The 17,343-nt window shown below is 60.8% G+C and carries 15 protein-coding genes; 1 reads left to right on the forward strand and 14 read right to left on the reverse strand.

Annotation, left to right across the window (positions count from 1 at the left end):
- Window position 1: 1 nt before the first annotated feature.
- The 4 genes from AC07N4_RS21145 to AC07N4_RS21160 all read right to left on the reverse strand — a co-directional run bounded on the left by AC07N4_RS21145 (window position 2) and on the right by AC07N4_RS21160 (window position 7,571).
- Window positions 2-2,254, reverse strand: a complete 2,253-nt coding sequence (locus tag AC07N4_RS21145) for a glycoside hydrolase (RefSeq protein WP_493065898.1) — start codon at window positions 2,252-2,254, stop codon at window positions 2-4.
- A gap of 90 nt (window positions 2,255-2,344) precedes the next feature.
- Complete coding sequence (locus AC07N4_RS21150; RefSeq protein ID WP_102620582.1) at window positions 2,345-5,410, reverse strand: efflux RND transporter permease subunit; 3,066 nt, start codon at window positions 5,408-5,410, stop codon at window positions 2,345-2,347.
- Window positions 5,407-6,471 carry an efflux RND transporter periplasmic adaptor subunit gene (locus tag AC07N4_RS21155; protein ID WP_096821882.1) on the reverse strand — a complete coding sequence of 355 codons (1,065 nt, stop codon included), beginning with the start codon at window positions 6,469-6,471 and terminating at the stop codon, window positions 5,407-5,409. The genes AC07N4_RS21150 and AC07N4_RS21155 overlap by 4 nt, the downstream gene beginning before the upstream one ends.
- Window positions 6,468-7,571 carry an efflux RND transporter periplasmic adaptor subunit gene (locus tag AC07N4_RS21160; protein ID WP_102620581.1) on the reverse strand — a complete coding sequence of 368 codons (1,104 nt, stop codon included), beginning with the start codon at window positions 7,569-7,571 and terminating at the stop codon, window positions 6,468-6,470. The genes AC07N4_RS21155 and AC07N4_RS21160 overlap by 4 nt, the downstream gene beginning before the upstream one ends.
- 144 nt (window positions 7,572-7,715) lie before the next feature.
- On the opposite strand from AC07N4_RS21160, the gene AC07N4_RS21165 reads away from it, so the two are divergent.
- Window positions 7,716-8,912 (forward strand): AAA family ATPase, encoded by a 1,197-nt coding sequence (locus AC07N4_RS21165; protein WP_096821880.1) that lies wholly within the window; start codon window positions 7,716-7,718, stop codon window positions 8,910-8,912.
- Between the two features lie 46 nt (window positions 8,913-8,958).
- On the opposite strand, the gene AC07N4_RS21170 is transcribed toward AC07N4_RS21165, so the two are convergent.
- The 10 genes from AC07N4_RS21170 to AC07N4_RS21215 all read right to left on the reverse strand — a co-directional run bounded on the left by AC07N4_RS21170 (window position 8,959) and on the right by AC07N4_RS21215 (window position 17,078).
- Window positions 8,959-9,837, reverse strand: a complete 879-nt coding sequence (locus AC07N4_RS21170; protein ID WP_096821879.1) for a transporter substrate-binding domain-containing protein — start codon at window positions 9,835-9,837, stop codon at window positions 8,959-8,961.
- On the reverse strand, window positions 9,834-10,616 hold the full coding sequence (locus tag AC07N4_RS21175) for an amino acid ABC transporter ATP-binding protein (RefSeq protein WP_493065899.1): 783 nt from the start codon (window positions 10,614-10,616) through the stop codon (window positions 9,834-9,836). The genes AC07N4_RS21170 and AC07N4_RS21175 overlap by 4 nt, the downstream gene beginning before the upstream one ends.
- Window positions 10,613-11,272 (reverse strand): amino acid ABC transporter permease, encoded by a 660-nt coding sequence (locus AC07N4_RS21180; RefSeq protein WP_493065900.1) that lies wholly within the window; start codon window positions 11,270-11,272, stop codon window positions 10,613-10,615. The genes AC07N4_RS21175 and AC07N4_RS21180 overlap by 4 nt, the downstream gene beginning before the upstream one ends.
- Window positions 11,253-11,918 (reverse strand): amino acid ABC transporter permease, encoded by a 666-nt coding sequence (locus tag AC07N4_RS21185; protein WP_096821876.1) that lies wholly within the window; start codon window positions 11,916-11,918, stop codon window positions 11,253-11,255. Before AC07N4_RS21185 ends, AC07N4_RS21180 begins: the two co-directional genes overlap by 20 nt.
- Window positions 11,919-12,389: 471 nt before the next feature.
- Complete coding sequence (locus AC07N4_RS21190) at window positions 12,390-13,187, reverse strand: MetQ/NlpA family ABC transporter substrate-binding protein (RefSeq protein ID WP_096821875.1); 798 nt, start codon at window positions 13,185-13,187, stop codon at window positions 12,390-12,392.
- A 164-nt stretch (window positions 13,188-13,351) separates the two neighbouring features.
- A complete protein-coding gene (locus AC07N4_RS21195; protein ID WP_102620578.1) occupies window positions 13,352-14,284 on the reverse strand; it encodes a sigma 54-interacting transcriptional regulator in 933 nt (310 codons plus the stop codon).
- A 56-nt stretch (window positions 14,285-14,340) separates the two neighbouring features.
- The gene (locus AC07N4_RS21200) at window positions 14,341-14,922 is read right to left on the reverse strand and encodes an alpha/beta hydrolase (protein ID WP_085712674.1); all 582 of its coding nucleotides are present in this window, start codon (window positions 14,920-14,922) and stop codon (window positions 14,341-14,343) included.
- A gap of 169 nt (window positions 14,923-15,091) precedes the next feature.
- Complete coding sequence (locus AC07N4_RS21205) at window positions 15,092-15,493, reverse strand: ExbD/TolR family protein (RefSeq protein WP_003220570.1); 402 nt, start codon at window positions 15,491-15,493, stop codon at window positions 15,092-15,094.
- A 1-nt stretch (window position 15,494) separates the two neighbouring features.
- On the reverse strand, window positions 15,495-16,220 hold the full coding sequence (locus tag AC07N4_RS21210) for a MotA/TolQ/ExbB proton channel family protein (protein WP_011331927.1): 726 nt from the start codon (window positions 16,218-16,220) through the stop codon (window positions 15,495-15,497).
- Window positions 16,221-16,265: 45 nt separating this feature from the next.
- Entirely contained in the window at window positions 16,266-17,078 is an 813-nt protein-coding gene (locus tag AC07N4_RS21215) for an energy transducer TonB (protein WP_493065901.1), read from the reverse strand.
- Window positions 17,079-17,343 lie beyond the last annotated feature (265 nt).

A 17,343-nucleotide genomic window follows, 5' to 3' on the forward strand; every position in this document is an offset into this window, starting at 1 on the left:
CTCAGGGCCTCGCTTCAACCTGAAACCAGGTTGGCGCACTCCCCGGCGAGCGCACCATGATGCTTCGCCCGGGCACAGTCTGCCCCTGCACCTCATGCGTCTGCACATCAAAGTTAGCCAATAAGCGCGTGCCGTCTTCAAAGGATGTCTGCTGAACCAGCCGGTCCGCGCTCAACCATTCGAAACCGGTGAGCGCCTGGGTTGCCAGACGTTCATGCAAAGGCCGGAAGAATGCATCCTGACGGGCAATCTGCGGCAATCGCTGCGCAAGCGTGTCGACACTGAGGTGATACAGCGGCGCAACGTTGTAGAGCAACTGCGCGAGTTCGTTGTCCGCCCGTACATTGGTCAGTTTCAGACTATCGAACAGCCAATGGTGGGACGTGATGACCGAGCCATGGAACACCGCCTGATACAACGGCAAACGGCTGGCCGGATCAAAGTGAATACGCCGCAACGACTCCTTGATCGGCACAGGTTTGAAGAAAACCTCTGGCTGCTCCGGCGGATACCACTTGCCTGCAAAGTACCTGGACTTGGGGTTCTTGCTCATTTCGACATCGCCCCAACCGATCACTGGCGTCTGCATGCCATGGGCGAACAACACGCCTTGCGCGGTCGTTGCGTTGCCATCCTCGGAACCTGCGGGCAGTTTCAGCACTTCATTGATCCAGCGTGATGCCCCGATGTTGCCTTCGGCATTCTGTGCCTGGGTCATCGTTGCCCCGAGACGGTAGCTGTCGAACAGCATGCCGGTGGCATAGGCATCGAGAAACCAGCTGTTGAAACCGGCGGCGTCGCGAATGGCCGCGACCCGCTGCTCAAGCAGCGGTCGCACGCAACGGGGGTCGGTGTAATGCCCCGATTGCTGGAAGCCGCTTTTCAGCGTTCCGTCGCTCTTCACGATTGCGCACTCAAGATTTGCCTTGTCCCCCAGGTGTGCGGTGGTCCAATCAGGGTTCTCGCTACGGCTCAGCGCCGTCTCATAAGAGTCGTACGGCGCGATCAGATAACCCGCCGCCACGCCGGCCTTGATCGTCTCGGGGTGCCAGAGGCCACCCTCCCAGCCCTCACCCAGTCCCAACCACAAACGGGACAGCCCGGCGTTCTGTAATTGCTTGATCGTATCCAGCGACAAGGTGCTGCCCCAGCGCTCGGGTTCAGGCGTCAGCGCCTCACCGAGGTGGGCTGCCACTTGTGCGCGCACATCAGCGTAACCGTTGACCAGAGCCTGCATGTCCGGCACGGCCCGGGCCTGCCAGGTCTTGCGCGCCAGAGTATTCAGGGCGTGATTGAGACTGCGCAAAAGTACGGTTTTCTGATAGCGGTTCAACTCCCCGCCAGTGGCAAGGATCTGCAACGCCTCACGATCCATTCCCGCTTTCAGCTCACTGGCCAGTGAGCCCCCACCGCGCAAGGTGTCGAGCAGCACAGACCAACTGCGCACATCTTTGGCTCCCAGCAGGTCGTTACCCCACAGGTACAGATGACTGGCGCCCGGCAGTCGCCTCGCCTCAGGTGTTTTCGTGAATTTGCTGCTCAAGGCTTCATAACGATCGTTATCGATCAGCCATTGCCGATAGCGCTTGGCGCCGGCCAACGGGTCGGTTGCCCCGAGAAACAGCGTGAACGTCAATGGCGTCGACGGATCGAGTGAGGTGAAGCGATGCCGGGCGGACAGCGCCAGAGTCTTGCCTTCGGCGCTGAGCAGCAGTCGATTGTTGTAGGGATTGGACATCAGCCAATGCAGGCTGAATCCATCATGTTCAACCCCCCAAAGCGGCAAACTCAGATCCTGCGTGGTATTGAATTCGCCCTGATTCAAAAGAAACGAATGCCACACCGGATCGCCGCGCGGCACGTAGTGCCCCTCGGCCAGAGGCCAGATCAGCCCCTTGCCCATCGCGCTGGCGGGCTGACGGAGAAACTCCAGTTCTGCGGGCTCACGCGCCGTGATCGAGAAGGACAGATCACGTTGATCGAGCGTGGCGCTGAGGGTCCAGGCTCCGTCATCCCATTGCCAGTCGACGCGGTTGTCGCGCCTGATCAACTGACTGACCTTGTGCGGGGCAATCCCCGTCGACGCCTGCACCGTCTCCCGGCCCACAGGAGTGATACGGACAGCCAGCGTTGCCGGATCGAGTTGCACGCGCCACAACGAGTTTTCCAATAGCGTGTCGGCCCACGACAGGGACGACAGGCATAAACCGGCAATCAGCAATAACGCGCGCAGCCAGCAAGTAACGGTAAGCATCAGACGTCCCTTCTCCTAAAGGAGGAGGGACGTTAACCGAATACGCCGACGCTGTAAGTCAGGCCCTTCGCAAATATGTAACAAGCGCACTCACTGTGCCGATGACGAGGCGTCCTTCTTCGGCTCGCGAATCTTGTACCAGGCCACATACAGCGCCGGCAGAAACAGCAGCGTCAGCAACGTCGCAATCACGATCCCGCCGATCATCGCGTAGGCCATCGGCCCCCAGAACACTTCCCGGGCGATCGGGATCATGCCCATGCTCGCCGCCGCCGCGGTGAGCAGGATCGGCCGGCGCCGGTGCTCGGTCGCTTCCACCACCGCATCCCAGGGCGCGTAGCCTTTTTGCTCGTACTCTTCGATCTGCGTCACGAGGATCACCGAGTTGCGGATGATGATGCCGATCAGCGCCAGAATCCCCAGGATCGCCACGAAGCCCATCGGCGTACCGGTCGGCACCAGCGCCAGCACCACGCCGATCAGCCCGAGCGGCGCGACACTGGCCACCAGGAACAGCTTCTGCACGCTGTGCAACTGGATCATCAGGAAGGTCGCCATCAGGAACAGCATCAGCGGCAAGACCTTGGCAATCGGCCCCTGCGCCTTGCCGCTCTCCTCGACCGTACCGCCAGTGGCGACTTTGTAGCCCACCGGCAGTTTGGCCGCGAAGGCATCGATGGTGGGCTTGAGGACTTTCACCAGATCGGTCGGCTGGATTTCATCGCGCACCGAGGCCTTGATGGTGATGGTCGGCAAACGGTCGCGACGCCACACCAGCGGCTGCTCCAGTTCATATCGCACCGTGGCGAAGGCCAGCAGCGGAATCGACGTGCCGTTGGGCGTGACGATCTGCAGGTTTTGCAGGGTTTCCGGTGTACCGCGTTCGGAATCCACCGCGCGACCGACCACGTTGATCAGGTAGATATCGTCGTCGACCTGGGTCAGCGGCGAGCCACTGACAATGCTGTTCATCAGGTTGGCCACATCTTCCGATGACAGGCCGAGCTGACGCGCCTTGTCCTGAGCGATGTCGATGCGCAGGACTTTGCCGGGTTCGTTCCAGTCGTAAATGATCTCGCCGATGTGCGGGCTCTTGTCCAGTTCGGTGGCCAGGTCGATGGCGTGCTTGCGCACCTGATCGACGTCCTTGCCGCTGACCCGGTACTGGATCGGACGGCCCACCGGCGGGCCCATTTCCAGGGCTTGCACGTAACTGCCGATGCCGACGAAATCCTTGCGCAGACGATCACGCAGGCGCTGGCTCAAGGCTTCACGGGCCTTGAAGTCTTTGCTGACGATCACCAGTTGCGCGTAGTACGGGTTCTGCAGTTGCTGATCCAGCGGCAGGTAGAAACGGATTGCGCCCTGGCCGATGTAAGTGCTCCAGCGCACGATGTCCGGGTCGCCCTTGAGCGAGGCTTCGAGCTTGTCGACGGCCTTGCGGGTTTCATCGATCGAGGCGTTTTGCGGCAGGTTCAGATCGACCAGAATTTCCGGACGATCGGACGACGGGAAGAACTGGTTCTGCACAAAGCGCATGCAGAACACTGCCAGTACGAAGCACAACACCGTGATGCCGATCGCCCACCAGCGATTGCGCATGCACCACAGCAGACCGCCATTGAACGCCCGCCCGATGCGTCCGGGTTCGGCTTCATGGGGTTTTACGTTGGTGCTGAGGATGTGCACGCCGATCACCGGTGCGAAGAACACCGCCACCACCCACGACACGATCATTGCCACCGCGATCACCGCGAACAGCGTGTAGGTGTACTCACCGGCGGAGCTGGCGTTGAGACCAATCGGCACGAAACCGGCCACTGTCACCAGCGTACCGGTGAGCATCGGAAACGCTGTGGAGGTGTAGGCGAACGTCGCCGCCTGCTCCTTGCTCTCGCCCATCTCCAGACGCGTCACCATCATCTCCACGGTGATCATCGCATCGTCCACCAGCAACCCGAGGGCGATGATCAATGCCCCCAGAGAAATCCGCTGCATGGTGATGCCGCTGTACTCCATGTACACAAACACCATCGCCAGCACCAACGGGATCGAGCACGCCACCACCAGCCCGGCACGCACGCCGAGGCTGATGAAACTCACCACCAGCACGATGACCACCGCTTCGAACAGCGCACTGGTGAAGCCACCGACCGCCTCTTCCACCACCACGGCCTGATCGGAAACCGTGTGCACGCCAACCCCCACCGGCAGGTCGGCGGTGAGTTCATCGATGCGCGCGTGCAGGGCCTTACCGAATGCCTGAACGTTGCCACCCTTCTGCATCGCAATGGCCAGGCCAATGGCCGGCTTGCCGTCGAAGCGGAACTCCGGCGTTGCCGGGTCGACATAACCGCGACTGATCTCGGCGATGTCGGCCAGACGATAGAAGCGGTCATTGAGCTTGAGATTGACCTCGGCCAGATCCTTTTCCGAGGCGAACTGCCCGGAGGTGCGCACCGAAATGCGTTCCGGTCCGGCCTCGATCACACCTGCCGGGGTCACGGCGTTCTGCGATTGCAGGCTCTGCACCACCTGACGCTGGTCGATGCCCAGCGCCGCCAGTTTGCGGGTCGAGAAGTTCAGGTACAGCACTTCGTCCTGCTGGCCGATCATTTCGATCTTGCCCAGCCCCGGCACACCGCGGATCTCGGCGCGGGCCTGCTCCACATAGTCGCGCAACTGACGCATCGTCAGGCCGTCGGCCGTGAACGCATAGACCGAACCGAAGACATCACCGAACTCGTCGTTGAATCCCGGCCCCTGAATGCCCTGGGGAAACTGGCCGCGAATGTCGTTGATCTTCTTGCGCACCTGGTACCAGATTTCCGGAATGTCCTTGGCGCTGGTGGTGTCGCGCAGATAGACGTAGACCGTCGACTCGCCGGGGCGCGTGTAGCTTTTCACGTAGTCGAGGGAATCGAGTTCCTCGAGTTTTTTCTCGATGCGGTCCGTGACCTGCTTGAGCGTTTCTTCCTGGGTCGCACCCGGCCACTTGGTCTGGATCACCATGGTCTTGATGGTGAACGACGGGTCTTCCTCGCGCCCCAGATTGATGTACGAGAACACCCCCATCAGCAGCCCGACGAACATCAGGTACCAGACGAACGACTGATGCTTGAGGGCCCATTCGGAAAGATTGAAAGACCCTTTCATTGACTGTCCTCGTCGAGTTTCACGGCTTGTCCGGGTTTGAGGCTGTTGACGCCGGCGCTGACCACACGCTCGCCGGACTTGACCCCACCGGCCAGCACCACGGTGCTGTCGGTGCGGCTGGTCACGCTGACGTCACGCGGGGCAACGGTTTTGTTTTGCGGGTCGATCACCCAGATCCGGGTTTTGCCGTCGGCCTCCTGCAAGGCTGTCGCGGGCAATTCGATTCGCGGCTTGATCGCCGAACTGAGGGTCACGCTGATCGCCGTACCGAGGCGGAATCCGGGCGGCGTTGAGGCCAGCGTCAAACGCGCGCGGCGGGTACGGGTGGCGCTTTGCGCCTGAGGTTCGATTTCACGGATGACGGCCGTGGTGTTGATGCTCGGATCGAGTTGCCCGGCCACCAGAAACACCACGTCGCTGGGAATCTGGTCGACCAGCGTGTCCGGCAGATCGATCACCGCTTCCTTGATATCCGGTTGCGCCAGCGTCACCACTTGCTGGCCGGCCGTCACCACCTGACCGGCTTCGGCGTTCCATGCGGTGACCACGGCTTTATGGTCGGAGCGCAGCTCGGTATAGCCGAGCTGATCCTTGCTCTGGTTGACCGCCGCCCGCGCCTGATCGAGGGACGCCTGGGTGGTCTTCAGATCAGTGGTGGCGATGTCCAGTTGCGCCTGGGCGCCGACGCCGCGATCAAACAGCGCCTGCTGCCGCCGAGCGTTGGCCTGGGCGTTGATCAGTTGTGCTTCGACTTTCGCCAGATCGCCCTGGGCCGAACGCAACTGGTTCTGCTGGTCGGACGGATCGAGGGTGGCGAGCAAGGTGCCCTTCTGCACCTCGGCGCCGACATCGACGTTGCGGCTGGCGATGCGCCCGCCGACGCGAAAACCGGTGTTGCTCTCGTAGCGCGCCTGAATGCTGCCGGCGAAACGGCCGAGGTTTTCCTCGCTCAGCGCTTCGACCTTGATCGACAGCACCGGGCGCACCGGCTCCGGCGGTGGCTCGTTCTTGGAACAGGCACCCAGCAGCAGCCCGATCGACATCACCCACAAAGGCTTCATGGCTGCGCTCCCGATTGCAGATCCTTGTAGGTGTTCTCGGCGATCTCGACTTTCATCCCCGGATGCAGCAGTTGGCCGCCGGCAATGATCACTTTCTCGCCGCCCGTGAGGCCGGCGCTGATAATCACGTGCCCGGTCAGGTAGCGGCCGACGGTGACGTTGTGCAGTTGCGCCTCACCCTTGTCGTCCACCATCCACACCGCAGGTTCGCTGATGTTTTTGGTCAGGGCCGACCATGGCAATTCCACCGCCGATTTGCCGCTGCCCTTGGCGGTGGCGCTGACCACCGAACCGAGCTGCATGCCCTGCGGCAGACTGTCGAGGGTAACTTTGACCTGCACCGTGCCGGACTGCGCCGACACCGCCGGGGTGATTTCACGAACAGTGCCGGTGGTCTTGATTTGCGGGTTGTCGAGCAGGCTGACGACAATCGAACGCTCCGCCGGGCGCTCGGCCAGCAGCGATTCGTAAACGTTGAACACCGCGTCGCGGTCGCCGTCCCGGGCCAGGCTGAAAATCGGCGCGGTGGCCTGAACCACCTGGCCGACTTCGGCCTGACGCTCGGTGATGATGCCGGGTGCATCGGCGATCAGCGCGGTGTAACTCAGTTGATCCCTGGCATTGGCCAACTGCGCCTGGGCCGCGCTCAAGGCACTCTGGCTGCTGCGCAATGCGGCTTGTGCGGAATCGTATTCGCTCTGGCTGGTGTAACCCTTGGGCAACAGTTTCTGCTGCCGGACGAATGCGGCGGCGCTCTGTTTGACCCGCGCCTGCTCGGCCAGCACCTGGGCCTGGGCGGAGTCGACGTTGGTCTGCAAGTCCTTGGGATCGAGTTTGGCCAGCACTTGTTTGGCCGAAACGCGGTCACCGACATCGACCATGCGCTGGATGATCTTGCCGCCGACCCGGAACGACAATTCGGTCTGTACCCGCGCCTGAACGTCACCGGTGAGGGTCACGGACGCCGCGAAGTCCGCGGGTTTGACCTCTTGTACAAAGACCCGTGGCAGGTATTCCTGAGGTGGCTTCTTTTCGCTGCAGGCCGCGAGCAAAGCGAGCAGGCTCAGCATCACCGCTGTTTTCAATCCGGGACTCGCCATGCAGACTCCTTCCTGTGTACGAACGTGCAAGTGACGGTACGACTGTGAGCTTAGAACAGGGTTCAACCTTCGTCCGGGCGATATATGCATTTATGTGCAGCAGGTATCCTGACCCGGAATTCGGGGCACCCAAGAAGGATTTTCATGCTCAAGACCCTCGCGGTAGCCAATTACCGCTCGATCAATAAATTGGTAATCCCGCTGGGTCGGCTGAACCTGATCACCGGCCCCAACGGCAGCGGCAAGTCCAATCTTTACCGGGCGCTGCGACTGCTGGCGGAAACCGCTCAGGGCGGCGTGGTCAATGCGCTGGCCCGTGAGGGCGGGCTGGACTCGACGTTCTGGGCCGGGCCGGAAACCATCAGCCGGCGCATGCGCAATGGCGAAGTGCCGATTCAATCGACGGTCCGCCAGGGTGTGAAACGTCTGCGGCTGGGGTTTGCCGGAGAGGATTTCAGTTACTCGATCAGCCTCGGGCTCCCCGACTCCAACGGGCATTTCATGCTGCCTGGAGACCGTGTACCGACCCCTTCGCGCTTCAGCCTTGATCCGCAAATCAAGCGGGAATGCATCTGGGCCGGGCCGCTCTATCGACCTGCCAGCTTGCTGGTGGACCGCGACGGGCCAATGATTCGTACCCGTGATGGTCGCACCTGGGATGTCATGGCCCAGCACACGCCGACATTCGACAGCCTGTTCGATCAGGTCGGTAGCCTGCGCACCTCGCCGGAAGTGTTCCAGATGCGCGAGTTCATCCGCCGCTGGCGCTTCTACGATCACTTTCGCAGCGACGCCGACGCCCCGGTGCGCCAGCCACAACTGGGCACGCGCACGCCGGTGCTGCATCACGATGGCCGGGATCTGGCGGCAGCCTTGCAGACCATCCGCGAAATCGGCGACCCCGAGGCGTTGCAGGCCGCGATCAGCGATGCGTTTCCCGGCGCACGGTTGAACATCGCGCCGCTGGCGGGCGGACGCTTTGCCATCGAGTTTTTTCAGGAAGGGTTGTTACGACCGCTGTCGGCGGCAGAGTTGTCGGACGGCACGCTGCGTTATCTGCTGCTGGTCGCCGCACTGCTGACGCCACGCCCGCCGTCGCTGATGGTGCTGAACGAACCGGAAACCAGTCTGCATCCGGATCTGTTGCCGGCGCTGGCGCGGTTGATCATTCGCGCATCGCAGGAGTGTCAGGTGTGGGTGGTTTCACACGCACGGCGATTGATTTCGGCATTGCAGGAAGATGAGGAATGCAATTGCATCGTGCTGGAAAAAACCCTCGGCCAGACCGGGATCGTCGGGCAGAGGGTGCTGGATGAGCCGGCGTGGAACTGGCCGGATTAGCTTGTTGATCGATCGTTCCCACGCATGCGTGGGAACGATCATCGGCTTAGCCCTGCCACTTCCCACCCTCAACAATCACGCTCTCAGGCTTGGTGTCATCACTCAGCTCTTTACGCACATATTGGTCATACAGCTTGAGCAGGTATTTCTCTTCACCCAGCTTGGCCAGCTCGGTGTTCACCCAATCGCGCAATTCGATGTTGCCCTTCTTCACCGCCGGTGCAATCGGGGCTTCGGCACCGAGTTTTTCATCCAGCACGCGGTAGCCCGGGTTCTGCTTGGCCCAGCTGAACAGCACCAGATTGTCCTGCGCGTAAGCATCGCCACGGCCGTTGGCCAGGGCTTGCAGGGACTCGGAGTTTTTCTCGAACTTCAGCAGTTTCCAGTCCGGGTGATTCTTGGTCAGCCAGATATCGGCAGTGGTGCCGGTGGTGACGATGGTGGTGCGGGTCGCCAGGTCATCCAGTTTCTTCACTTCGCTGCCCTGAGCCACCAACGCCTGCACCGCGACTTTCAGGTTCGGGTTGGTGAATTCCACCGCTTCCTTGCGCTCCGGGGTCACGGTCATGTTGGCGAGGATCAGGTCGACCTTGTCGCTTTGCAGGAACGGAATGCGGCTCGCCGGCTCCACGGCCACGAACTCGACCTTGTTTTCATCGCCCAGCAGATCCTTGGCGAATTGACGGCCGATGTCGGTATCGAAGCCAACATAGCGACCGGCTTCATTGACAAAACCGAACGGCGGTTTGTCGGTGAATACGCCGACGATCAGTTTGTCGCGGGCCTTGATCTTGTCCAGATAACCGGCCGGCGCGGTGCTTTCGCTGGCGACTTTCGGCTTGGCCGGTTCTTCGGTCTTGTTGCAGCCGGCCAGCAGAGCGAGGCTGATCAGCGGTAATGCAAATAGAGCTTTGGCAGTTTTCATGGCAGTTCCAGTTCCTTGGTTTGAGTCGTTGTGGGCAGTGCTTCAACGTAGGAGAACTTCTCCAGGAACTGCTGCGCGCGTGCGGTTTGCGGGTTCGTAAAGAAAAGCTCGGGCGGGTTCTGTTCAAGGATGCGCCCGGCATCCATGAACACGATGCGATCGGCCACCGCGCGGGCGAAGGCCATTTCGTGGGTGACGATCAACAGGGTCATGCCTTCGCGGGCCAGGCCCTGAATCACTTCCAGCACTTCCTTGACCATCTCCGGATCGAGGGCAGCGGTGACTTCATCGAAGAGCATCACTCGCGGGTTCATGCACAACGAGCGGACGATGGCGATGCGTTGCTGCTGACCACCGGAAAGTTGCCGGGGAAAGGCATCGCGCTTGTCCAGCAGACCAACGCGTTCGAGCAATGCTTCGGCTTGCTGCCGTGCTTCGCGGCGTTCGCGTTTCTGCACCTTGAGCGGGCCGAGCAGCAAGTTATCGAGCACGCTCATGTGCGGAAACAGGTGATAACTCTGGAACACCATGCCGATCTGCTGGCGGATTTCACGCCAGTCGGTGGCCTTGTCCAGCAGCTCTCGGCCGGCGAATTTCAAGTGACCGCTGTGGGCGGTTTCCAGACCGTTCAGGCAACGCAGCAGTGTGCTTTTTCCGCAACCGCTAGGGCCAAGGATGACGATGACTTCACCGGATTTCACTTGCAGGTCGATGCCCTTGAGCACCTGCTGTTCGCCGAAGAATTTGTTGAAACCCTGAAACTCGATCAATGCGCTCATGCTTGCGTCCAGCGCCGCTCCAGCACGCGCGAGGCGGCCGACAGCGGGTAGCAGATGAAAAAGAAAAACAGGAACAGCGCGCCGTAGATCAGCACCGATTCGTAGGTGCGCTCGATGATCTGCTGGCCAACCTTGATCACATCCACCACGCCGATCAGCACCGCCAGCGAACTGGTCTTGATGATCCGCGTGTAGACGTTGATGGTCGGTGGCGTCATGCGTTTCAGCGCCTGGGGCAACAGCACGTAGCCATAGAGCTGCGCCGCGTTCAGACCGATCGACAGCCCCGCTTCACGCTGCCCGCGCGGCAACGAATGCAGCGCACCGCGCGCCACTTCGCCGACCTCGCTGGCGCCCCACAGCGACAGCACCAGCACCGCGCACCAGAAACTCGGCAGGCTCAGGCCAAAGAAAATCGGCAAGCCAAAAAACAGCAGGTACAACCAGACCAGCACCGGAATCGCCCGGAACAGCTCCAGATAAATTCGCAGCACCGCGTTCAGCCACGTCACGTTGAGCGTGCGCAGCACACCGTAGAGCACGCCGCCGAAGGTACTGATGGCGATGCTGAGGAACGAGATCGACAGGGTTTGCCCGGCGCCTTTTGCCAATTGCGGCAACGACACCCAGAGCAGTTCAAGACCCGAACTGGCCATGCTGGAGCCTCCTTTCCAGACGGCTCAACAGCAGCGACAGCGGCAGGAACAACAGCACGCAGATCAGCGTCAGCACGGCGAGCATTTCGTAGGTTTTGTAGTAGAGCGCGATGTAGCTCTTGGTGGTGTAGAGAATCTCCGGCACCGCCACGGCCGAGACCACGGTGGTCTCCTTGAGCAGGAAAATGAAATTGGCGAACAGCGACGGCAGGCTGAGGATCCCCGCTTGCGGCAGGATCACGTAGCGCAGCAACTGACCGTGGGACAAGCCGATGGAACGGCCGGACTCCAGTTGCGCCTGAGGCACCGCATCGACGCCGGCGCGCAGCACTTCGGTGAGGTAGGCGCCGCCGAGAAAAGTCATGGTGATGATCGCCGCCGTGAAACCGGAAACCTTGATCCCCAGTGCCGGCAAGGCGAAGTAGACGAAGAACAACTGGATCAGCAGTGGCGTGTTGCGCGCCAGCTCCACATACAGCCCGACCAGCTTTTGCAGGTAAGGCGTGCGGAACACCAGAATCGTCGCATTGAGCAACGCCACCAGCAGCGAGGTGCCGATGGCGATCAAACCGACCTGCAGCGTCACGCCCACGGCTTTGAGAAACGCCGGCAGGGTGCTGAGGATAAATGCGTAATCGAAGTTCATGAAACATCCTGACGCCGCTCGGTAAGCGACGGTGGTGCAGTCCATGGGCAGCGGATAGCTGTCCGGCAGGCACCGACTTTAAAGGTATAAAAAGAAGAATTTAAATACCGATAAAGCATATTGATATCACACAAAAAACTAATCGACGGGTTTGCCGGGAAGGAGGAGGAAGGCTATTGTCCCCAGCGCTGTAGGACGGATCTTTTTTTCATCAAAGCCCTCCAAGGACGAACAGCTTTTGGCCAGACTCCCTCGGCCGAACCCCATAACAAGGAAGAGAACATGGACGTAAAAGTGCCGCAGCGACTGGATCCGCATGAGATTGTGAAATTGTTGGTGGCGTTGCGCCGGGCGTTGAAGACCGGGATAGCGTGAGCTTAAAAACCCCTCACCCGCACACACAAAAACGCCGATGACCATCACTGGCCATCGGCGTTTTCATACCTGAAGGGGTTGTGTTGCTGCGTCAGATCAGAACGCCGGCAGTACCGCGCCGTTGTACTTCTTCTCGATGAACGCTTTGACTTCCGGGCTGGTCAGGGCCTTGGCCAGCTTCTGGATCGCGTCGCTGTTCTTGTTGTCCTCACGGGCCACCAGGAAGTTCACGTAAGGCGAATCAGCACCTTCGATCACCAGGGCGTCCTTGGTCGGGTTCAACTTGGCTTCCAGCGCGTAGTTGGTGTTGATCATGTCCAGATCGACTTCTTTCAGAACACGCGGCAGCAGGGCCGACTCCAGTTCCTTGAACTTGAAGTTGTGCGGGTTCTTGGCGATGTCTTTTGGCGTCGCCAGGGCGTTCTTCGGATCTTTCAGTTCGATCAGGCCGGCTTTCTGCAGCAGGATCAGTGCGCGACCGCTATTGCTGCCTTCGTTCGGAATGGCGATGGTGGCGCCGTCCGGCAACTCGGCCAGGGTCTTGTACTTGCTCGAGTAGCCACCGAACGGTTCCACGTGAACGCCTTGCACGGTCACCAGGTACTTGGCTTTGTCGTCCTTGTATTTACCCTGGTTGAAGCTGTTCAGGTACGGCAGGGTCTGGAAGTAGTTGGCGTCCAGACGCTTCTCGCCAACCTGTACGTTCGGCTGTACGTAGTCGGTGAAGACTTTGATTTCCAGATCCACGCCTTCTTTGGCGAGGGTCGGTTTGATCAGTTCGAGGATCTCGGCGTGCGGAACCGGGGTCGCCGCGACAACCAGTTTCTCGCCGGCCTGCGCCAGGGAAGCCGTCAGAGCAGCCGCCAATGCGGTAAACAACAGAACCTTTTTCATGCAGTGTCCTTATCGAAAATCGGTCGTCATCGACGACGGCATTAATACGTGTGCCAGCGATGTGCTACTGCTGGCGTGAAGCGGACAATACCGGGATTTTTTATTCCCGGACAATAACGTTTATTCAGCTTCATATTCCATTTTGTTCATGTTGAACAAAATGGTTACAACGCCTCGCCCAGGCTCAACAGTAATTTTTTCAATGCCTTACGTTCCTCGGCTGTCCCTTTGGCAGTGATGCTCGCCACCTGACGTTCGATCTGAACCAGCGTCCCAGACACCTCGGGCAGGTTCAGGTGCTCTGGCAGAATTTCCTCGCCAGTGCTCACCAGCAACGCAAAATGAATGACGTTCTCCAGCTCCCGAGTGTTGCCCGGCCAACTGTGTTGCTCCAGCACCTCCTGCGCCGCTTCGCTGATCAGCGGCACCGGCAGATCCAGGCGCTGGCTGTAGATGCCGAGGAAGTACTCGGCCAACGACAGAATATCGCCGACCCGCGCGCGCAACGCCGGCAGTTCCAGATGCCCCTCGCTGAGATAGTGATAGAGCCGCTCGTGGAATTTCCCCGCCGCCACCGCCTGGGCCAGATCGATGCTGGTCGCCGCCACCAGGCGCACATCCACCGGGCTCGGTTGATGGGCACCGACGCGGGTGACTTCGTGGTTTTCCAGCGCGGCGAGCAACTTGATCTGGATCGGCAGCGGCAGGTCGCCGATTTCATCCAGGTACAACGTGCCGCCGTTGGCCGAACCGAACCAGCCGGCGCGGCTGCTGGCCGAGCCGCTGTAACTGCCGGCGGCGTAGCCGAACAACTCGGCATCGGCATACGTCGGGCTGATCGCCCCGCAATTGACCGAGACAAACAAGCCGCTGCGATCACTGGCGCGGTGGATATGGCGGGCGAGCAATTCCTTGCCGGTACCGGTCTCGCCGCGAATCAACACCGAAATCGAGCGCGGTGCGAGTTGGGCCATTTCCTCGCGCAGCTGGCGCGAGCGTGGATCGACGAACACCAGCGCCTTCGCGCGAATGCTCAGGGGACTTTTTTCCGCATCGGGAAAGGTCAGCAACGGCTGACCGAAGGTTTCGAAACTCATGGCAGACTCCCGCCCCAAATCGCCGGGAGACGGGGGCGCTGAAAAAATAAAAATGGTCAGGCACGACGCCGGGCGTGGTGTTCCATGCGGTTTTGCAGGCGATACAGATAAGCGAATCCCTGCTCCCAGCGTTGATGCCCGGACTTCACGTTGATATGGCCGGCACCCGCGAGAATTCCCGCCTCGGCACCCCAGTTGCGTGCCAGCTCCAAGGCACGCGGTGCACTGACGGCGGCGTCGTTGTCGGAGCTGACGACCTGGCTCGGGAACGGCAGCAGGTCGGTCGGAATCGGTGCGAAATTGCGCAGTGCCGGCACGCAGGCCGGACGTTCTACATCCGCAGGCGCGACCAGCAGCGCACCGCGCACCTGACGCAAATGCTGCAACGGCGCGGTGGCCGCCCAGTGCGCCACGGTGATGCAACCCAAGCTGTGGGCGATCAGGATCACCGGCGTGCTGTCGGCGGCAATCGCCTCGGCCAGCGCCGCGACCCAGTCTTCACGACGCGGCGTCAGCCAGTCGGCCTGCTCCACCCGCGCGCTGTTCGGCAGGCTGTTCTGCCAGTGGCTTTGCCAATGATCTTCTGGCGATCCTTGCCAGCCCGGCACAATCAGATAGCGGATTGATTCGTTGCGCATGGGGGAGCTCTCCTGCGTCGTGTCTGTTCCTGAAGGAGTATAGGGACGGGATTTATATTCGTTAAGGAATAAGAAGCTATTTATTAAGACCTGAAAAGAATATAAATCCTCGGGCAAAAAAAGGGGCCGCACCCTGCCAAGGAGACGGCCCCGGAAAAACGTGAAACCCTTATCGTGCAGTGATCACCGACAGTTTGGTGATGCCTGCCCGCTCAATCGAAGCCATGGCTCGCGCCACTTCGCCGTAATTCACCCCGTCGTCAGCCTGCAATTGCACGCGCACTTCCGGGTCCTTGGCCTTGGCCGACTTGAGGTTGAACTCCAGCAGGTCCGGCTGGATTTCGTCCTTGTTGATAAACAGTTTTCCAGCACCGTCGATACTCACCACCAACGGGTCTTTCTGCTCGACCGGCGCCACCGCTTCGGTCTTCGGCAGGTTGATCGGTATCGCGTTGGTCAGCAGCGGCGCGGTGACGATGAACACCACCAGCAGCACCAGCATCACGTCGACCAGCGGCGTCACGTTGATCTCGCTCAGCACCTCGTCGCTGTCTTGCGTGGAGAAGGCCATATCAGGACGCCTCCTTCACTTTTGTTGCGTTGCCCTGGGCCGCAGCCTTGTGCGCGGTCGGGTGGATCAGCACGCGGAACGAACTCTTTTGCGCCAGGCTGTAGAAGTCGTGGGCAAAGTCGTCCAGGTCCGCCGCCGTCAGTTTCAGACGACGCAAAAAGTAGTTGTAAACCAGCACCGCCGGCACCGCGACCGCGATCCCCACCCCGGTGGCGACCAGCGCTGCACCGATGGGACCTGCGACCGTTTCCAGACTCGCCGAGCCTGCCGCGCTGATGCCTTTCAACGCTTCCATGATTCCCCACACCGTGCCGAACAGACCAATGAACGGCGAGGTGCTGCCAATACTCGCAACCACCGCCAGACCGGTTTCCAGCGAACGACGCTCGCGGACGATCTGCTGACGTAAGGCACGTTCGAGGCGATCCTGATGGTTGATCGCCTGGCTCAGGTCATTGGCCTGCGGCGCCTCGCCCACTTGAATCGCCGCATAACCGGCCTGTGCCACCCGCGCTGCCGCGCCGGGCTGGGTTTCGCTCAACTCGGCGGCGGAGTCCAGACTCGACGCCGCCCAGAAGCGCTTGTGAAATTTGCGATCCTGCGCCTTCAACCGGCCGAACTGCACAGCCTTGAGCAATGCCAGGCCCCAGGTGGCGACAGAGAAGACCACCAGCAGCCAGATCACCGCGCTTTCGATGGATTCCAGTGGAGATGCCAGTAACGTCATGATGTGTTCCCTCGTGTAAACGTTTAGCGCGAAATTGGTTTCGGTTTAATGAATCTTGAAATCGATGGGCACGCTGACCCAGCCGTCCTGGGCGACATCACCCTGCTTGGCCGGCACGAAACTCCAGCGCTTCACGGCGTCCAGCGCCGCGTCGTCGAGCTGTTGCCGGCCACTGCTTTTCTGAATCTGGATCTCGCCCGGTTTGCCGCTGGCCAGTACGTGCACCCGGAGCAACACCGTGCCTTCCCAACCGCGACGCTGGGCCAGCGAAGGGTATTCCGGCGCCGGGTTCTTCAGGTACGCGGCGTTGGCCGAGGCCGGGGTCACCGGAGCAGGCGCCGGTGGTGCAGGTGGCGCTGGTGCGGCGACCGGGGCCGCCGGTTGTGGCGGAGCCGGGGGTTGCTCGACGGCTTTGGGGGCCGGTTTTGGTACGGGTTTGGCGACCGGTTTCGGCTTGGGAATCGGCTTCGGTTTTGGTGGTGGCTTGGTTGCCAGTTCGTCTTCCACCGGTGGCGGTGGCTCGACCACAGGTGCCGGTGGCGGCGGTACAACCACAGGTGGTGCCGGTGGTGCCGGGCGCGAAAACTCGATGGTCATCGGTGGAATTTCCGGCGGCACGATCGGCAGCGCCGGCGTCGGGTGCTGATTGATCCAGTAGATCACCGCGCCATGCACCACCAGCGCCAGAACGCCGAGCAGAATCGTTTCGCGGCGGCTCAGAATGCCCCTGGGCGCGCGCTGCAAACGCAGTTGCCCCAACGGCACACGATGGGGCCGGCCGAGATCGACCAACTCGCCGCTCGGCGCCTGGCGCCACAGCACCTCCTGTGCACTGGCGGCGGTCTGGACATTGCCCATTGATTTACTCCCTGCGGTCTCTTTGCGTTTTTTCGCGTAGCCGATGCGCCGCTTGTTGAATCCCCCACGGCGTGATCGATGGGTTAATCATTGGGCTAGAGGCTTATCTCCGAAAGTAATCTTTCATGTTATGGATAGATATTTATGGAATATAAAAAACGGTCATTTCCGCCAAAGCCACGGCCCGCAAGGCTTCCAGCGATTCGCCAGAATCGACATGCTTTCCCGGCATAAAAAGTATTCATCCAAGGCATCGGGTTATCGA

It is taken from the genome of Pseudomonas sp. GW821-FHT09E04 (genome assembly GCF_059416185.1).

Bases quoted from the DNA above. Each gene is read 5' to 3' on its own strand.
- AC07N4_RS21200 (WP_085712674.1), bottom strand. From the start codon at position 14,922: ATGCGCAACGAATCAATCCGCTATCTGATTGTGCCGGGCTGGCAAGGA.
- AC07N4_RS21165 (WP_096821880.1), top strand. From the start codon at position 7,716: ATGCTCAAGACCCTCGCGGTAGCCAATTACCGCTCGATCAATAAATTG.
- AC07N4_RS21210 (WP_011331927.1), bottom strand. From the start codon at position 16,220: ATGACGTTACTGGCATCTCCACTGGAATCCATCGAAAGCGCGGTGATC.
- AC07N4_RS21185 (WP_096821876.1), bottom strand. From the start codon at position 11,918: ATGAACTTCGATTACGCATTTATCCTCAGCACCCTGCCGGCGTTTCTC.
- AC07N4_RS21195 (WP_102620578.1), bottom strand. From the start codon at position 14,284: ATGAGTTTCGAAACCTTCGGTCAGCCGTTGCTGACCTTTCCCGATGCG.
- AC07N4_RS21155 (WP_096821882.1), bottom strand. From the start codon at position 6,471: ATGAAGCCTTTGTGGGTGATGTCGATCGGGCTGCTGCTGGGTGCCTGT.
- AC07N4_RS21150 (WP_102620582.1), bottom strand. From the start codon at position 5,410: ATGAAAGGGTCTTTCAATCTTTCCGAATGGGCCCTCAAGCATCAGTCG.
- AC07N4_RS21215 (WP_493065901.1), bottom strand. From the start codon at position 17,078: ATGGGCAATGTCCAGACCGCCGCCAGTGCACAGGAGGTGCTGTGGCGC.
- AC07N4_RS21160 (WP_102620581.1), bottom strand. From the start codon at position 7,571: ATGGCGAGTCCCGGATTGAAAACAGCGGTGATGCTGAGCCTGCTCGCT.
- AC07N4_RS21180 (WP_493065900.1), bottom strand. From the start codon at position 11,272: ATGGCCAGTTCGGGTCTTGAACTGCTCTGGGTGTCGTTGCCGCAATTG.
- AC07N4_RS21190 (WP_096821875.1), bottom strand. From the start codon at position 13,187: ATGAAAAAGGTTCTGTTGTTTACCGCATTGGCGGCTGCTCTGACGGCT.
- AC07N4_RS21175 (WP_493065899.1), bottom strand. From the start codon at position 10,616: ATGAGCGCATTGATCGAGTTTCAGGGTTTCAACAAATTCTTCGGCGAA.
- AC07N4_RS21145 (WP_493065898.1), bottom strand. From the start codon at position 2,254: ATGCTTACCGTTACTTGCTGGCTGCGCGCGTTATTGCTGATTGCCGGT.
- AC07N4_RS21205 (WP_003220570.1), bottom strand. From the start codon at position 15,493: ATGGCCTTCTCCACGCAAGACAGCGACGAGGTGCTGAGCGAGATCAAC.
- AC07N4_RS21170 (WP_096821879.1), bottom strand. From the start codon at position 9,837: ATGAAAACTGCCAAAGCTCTATTTGCATTACCGCTGATCAGCCTCGCT.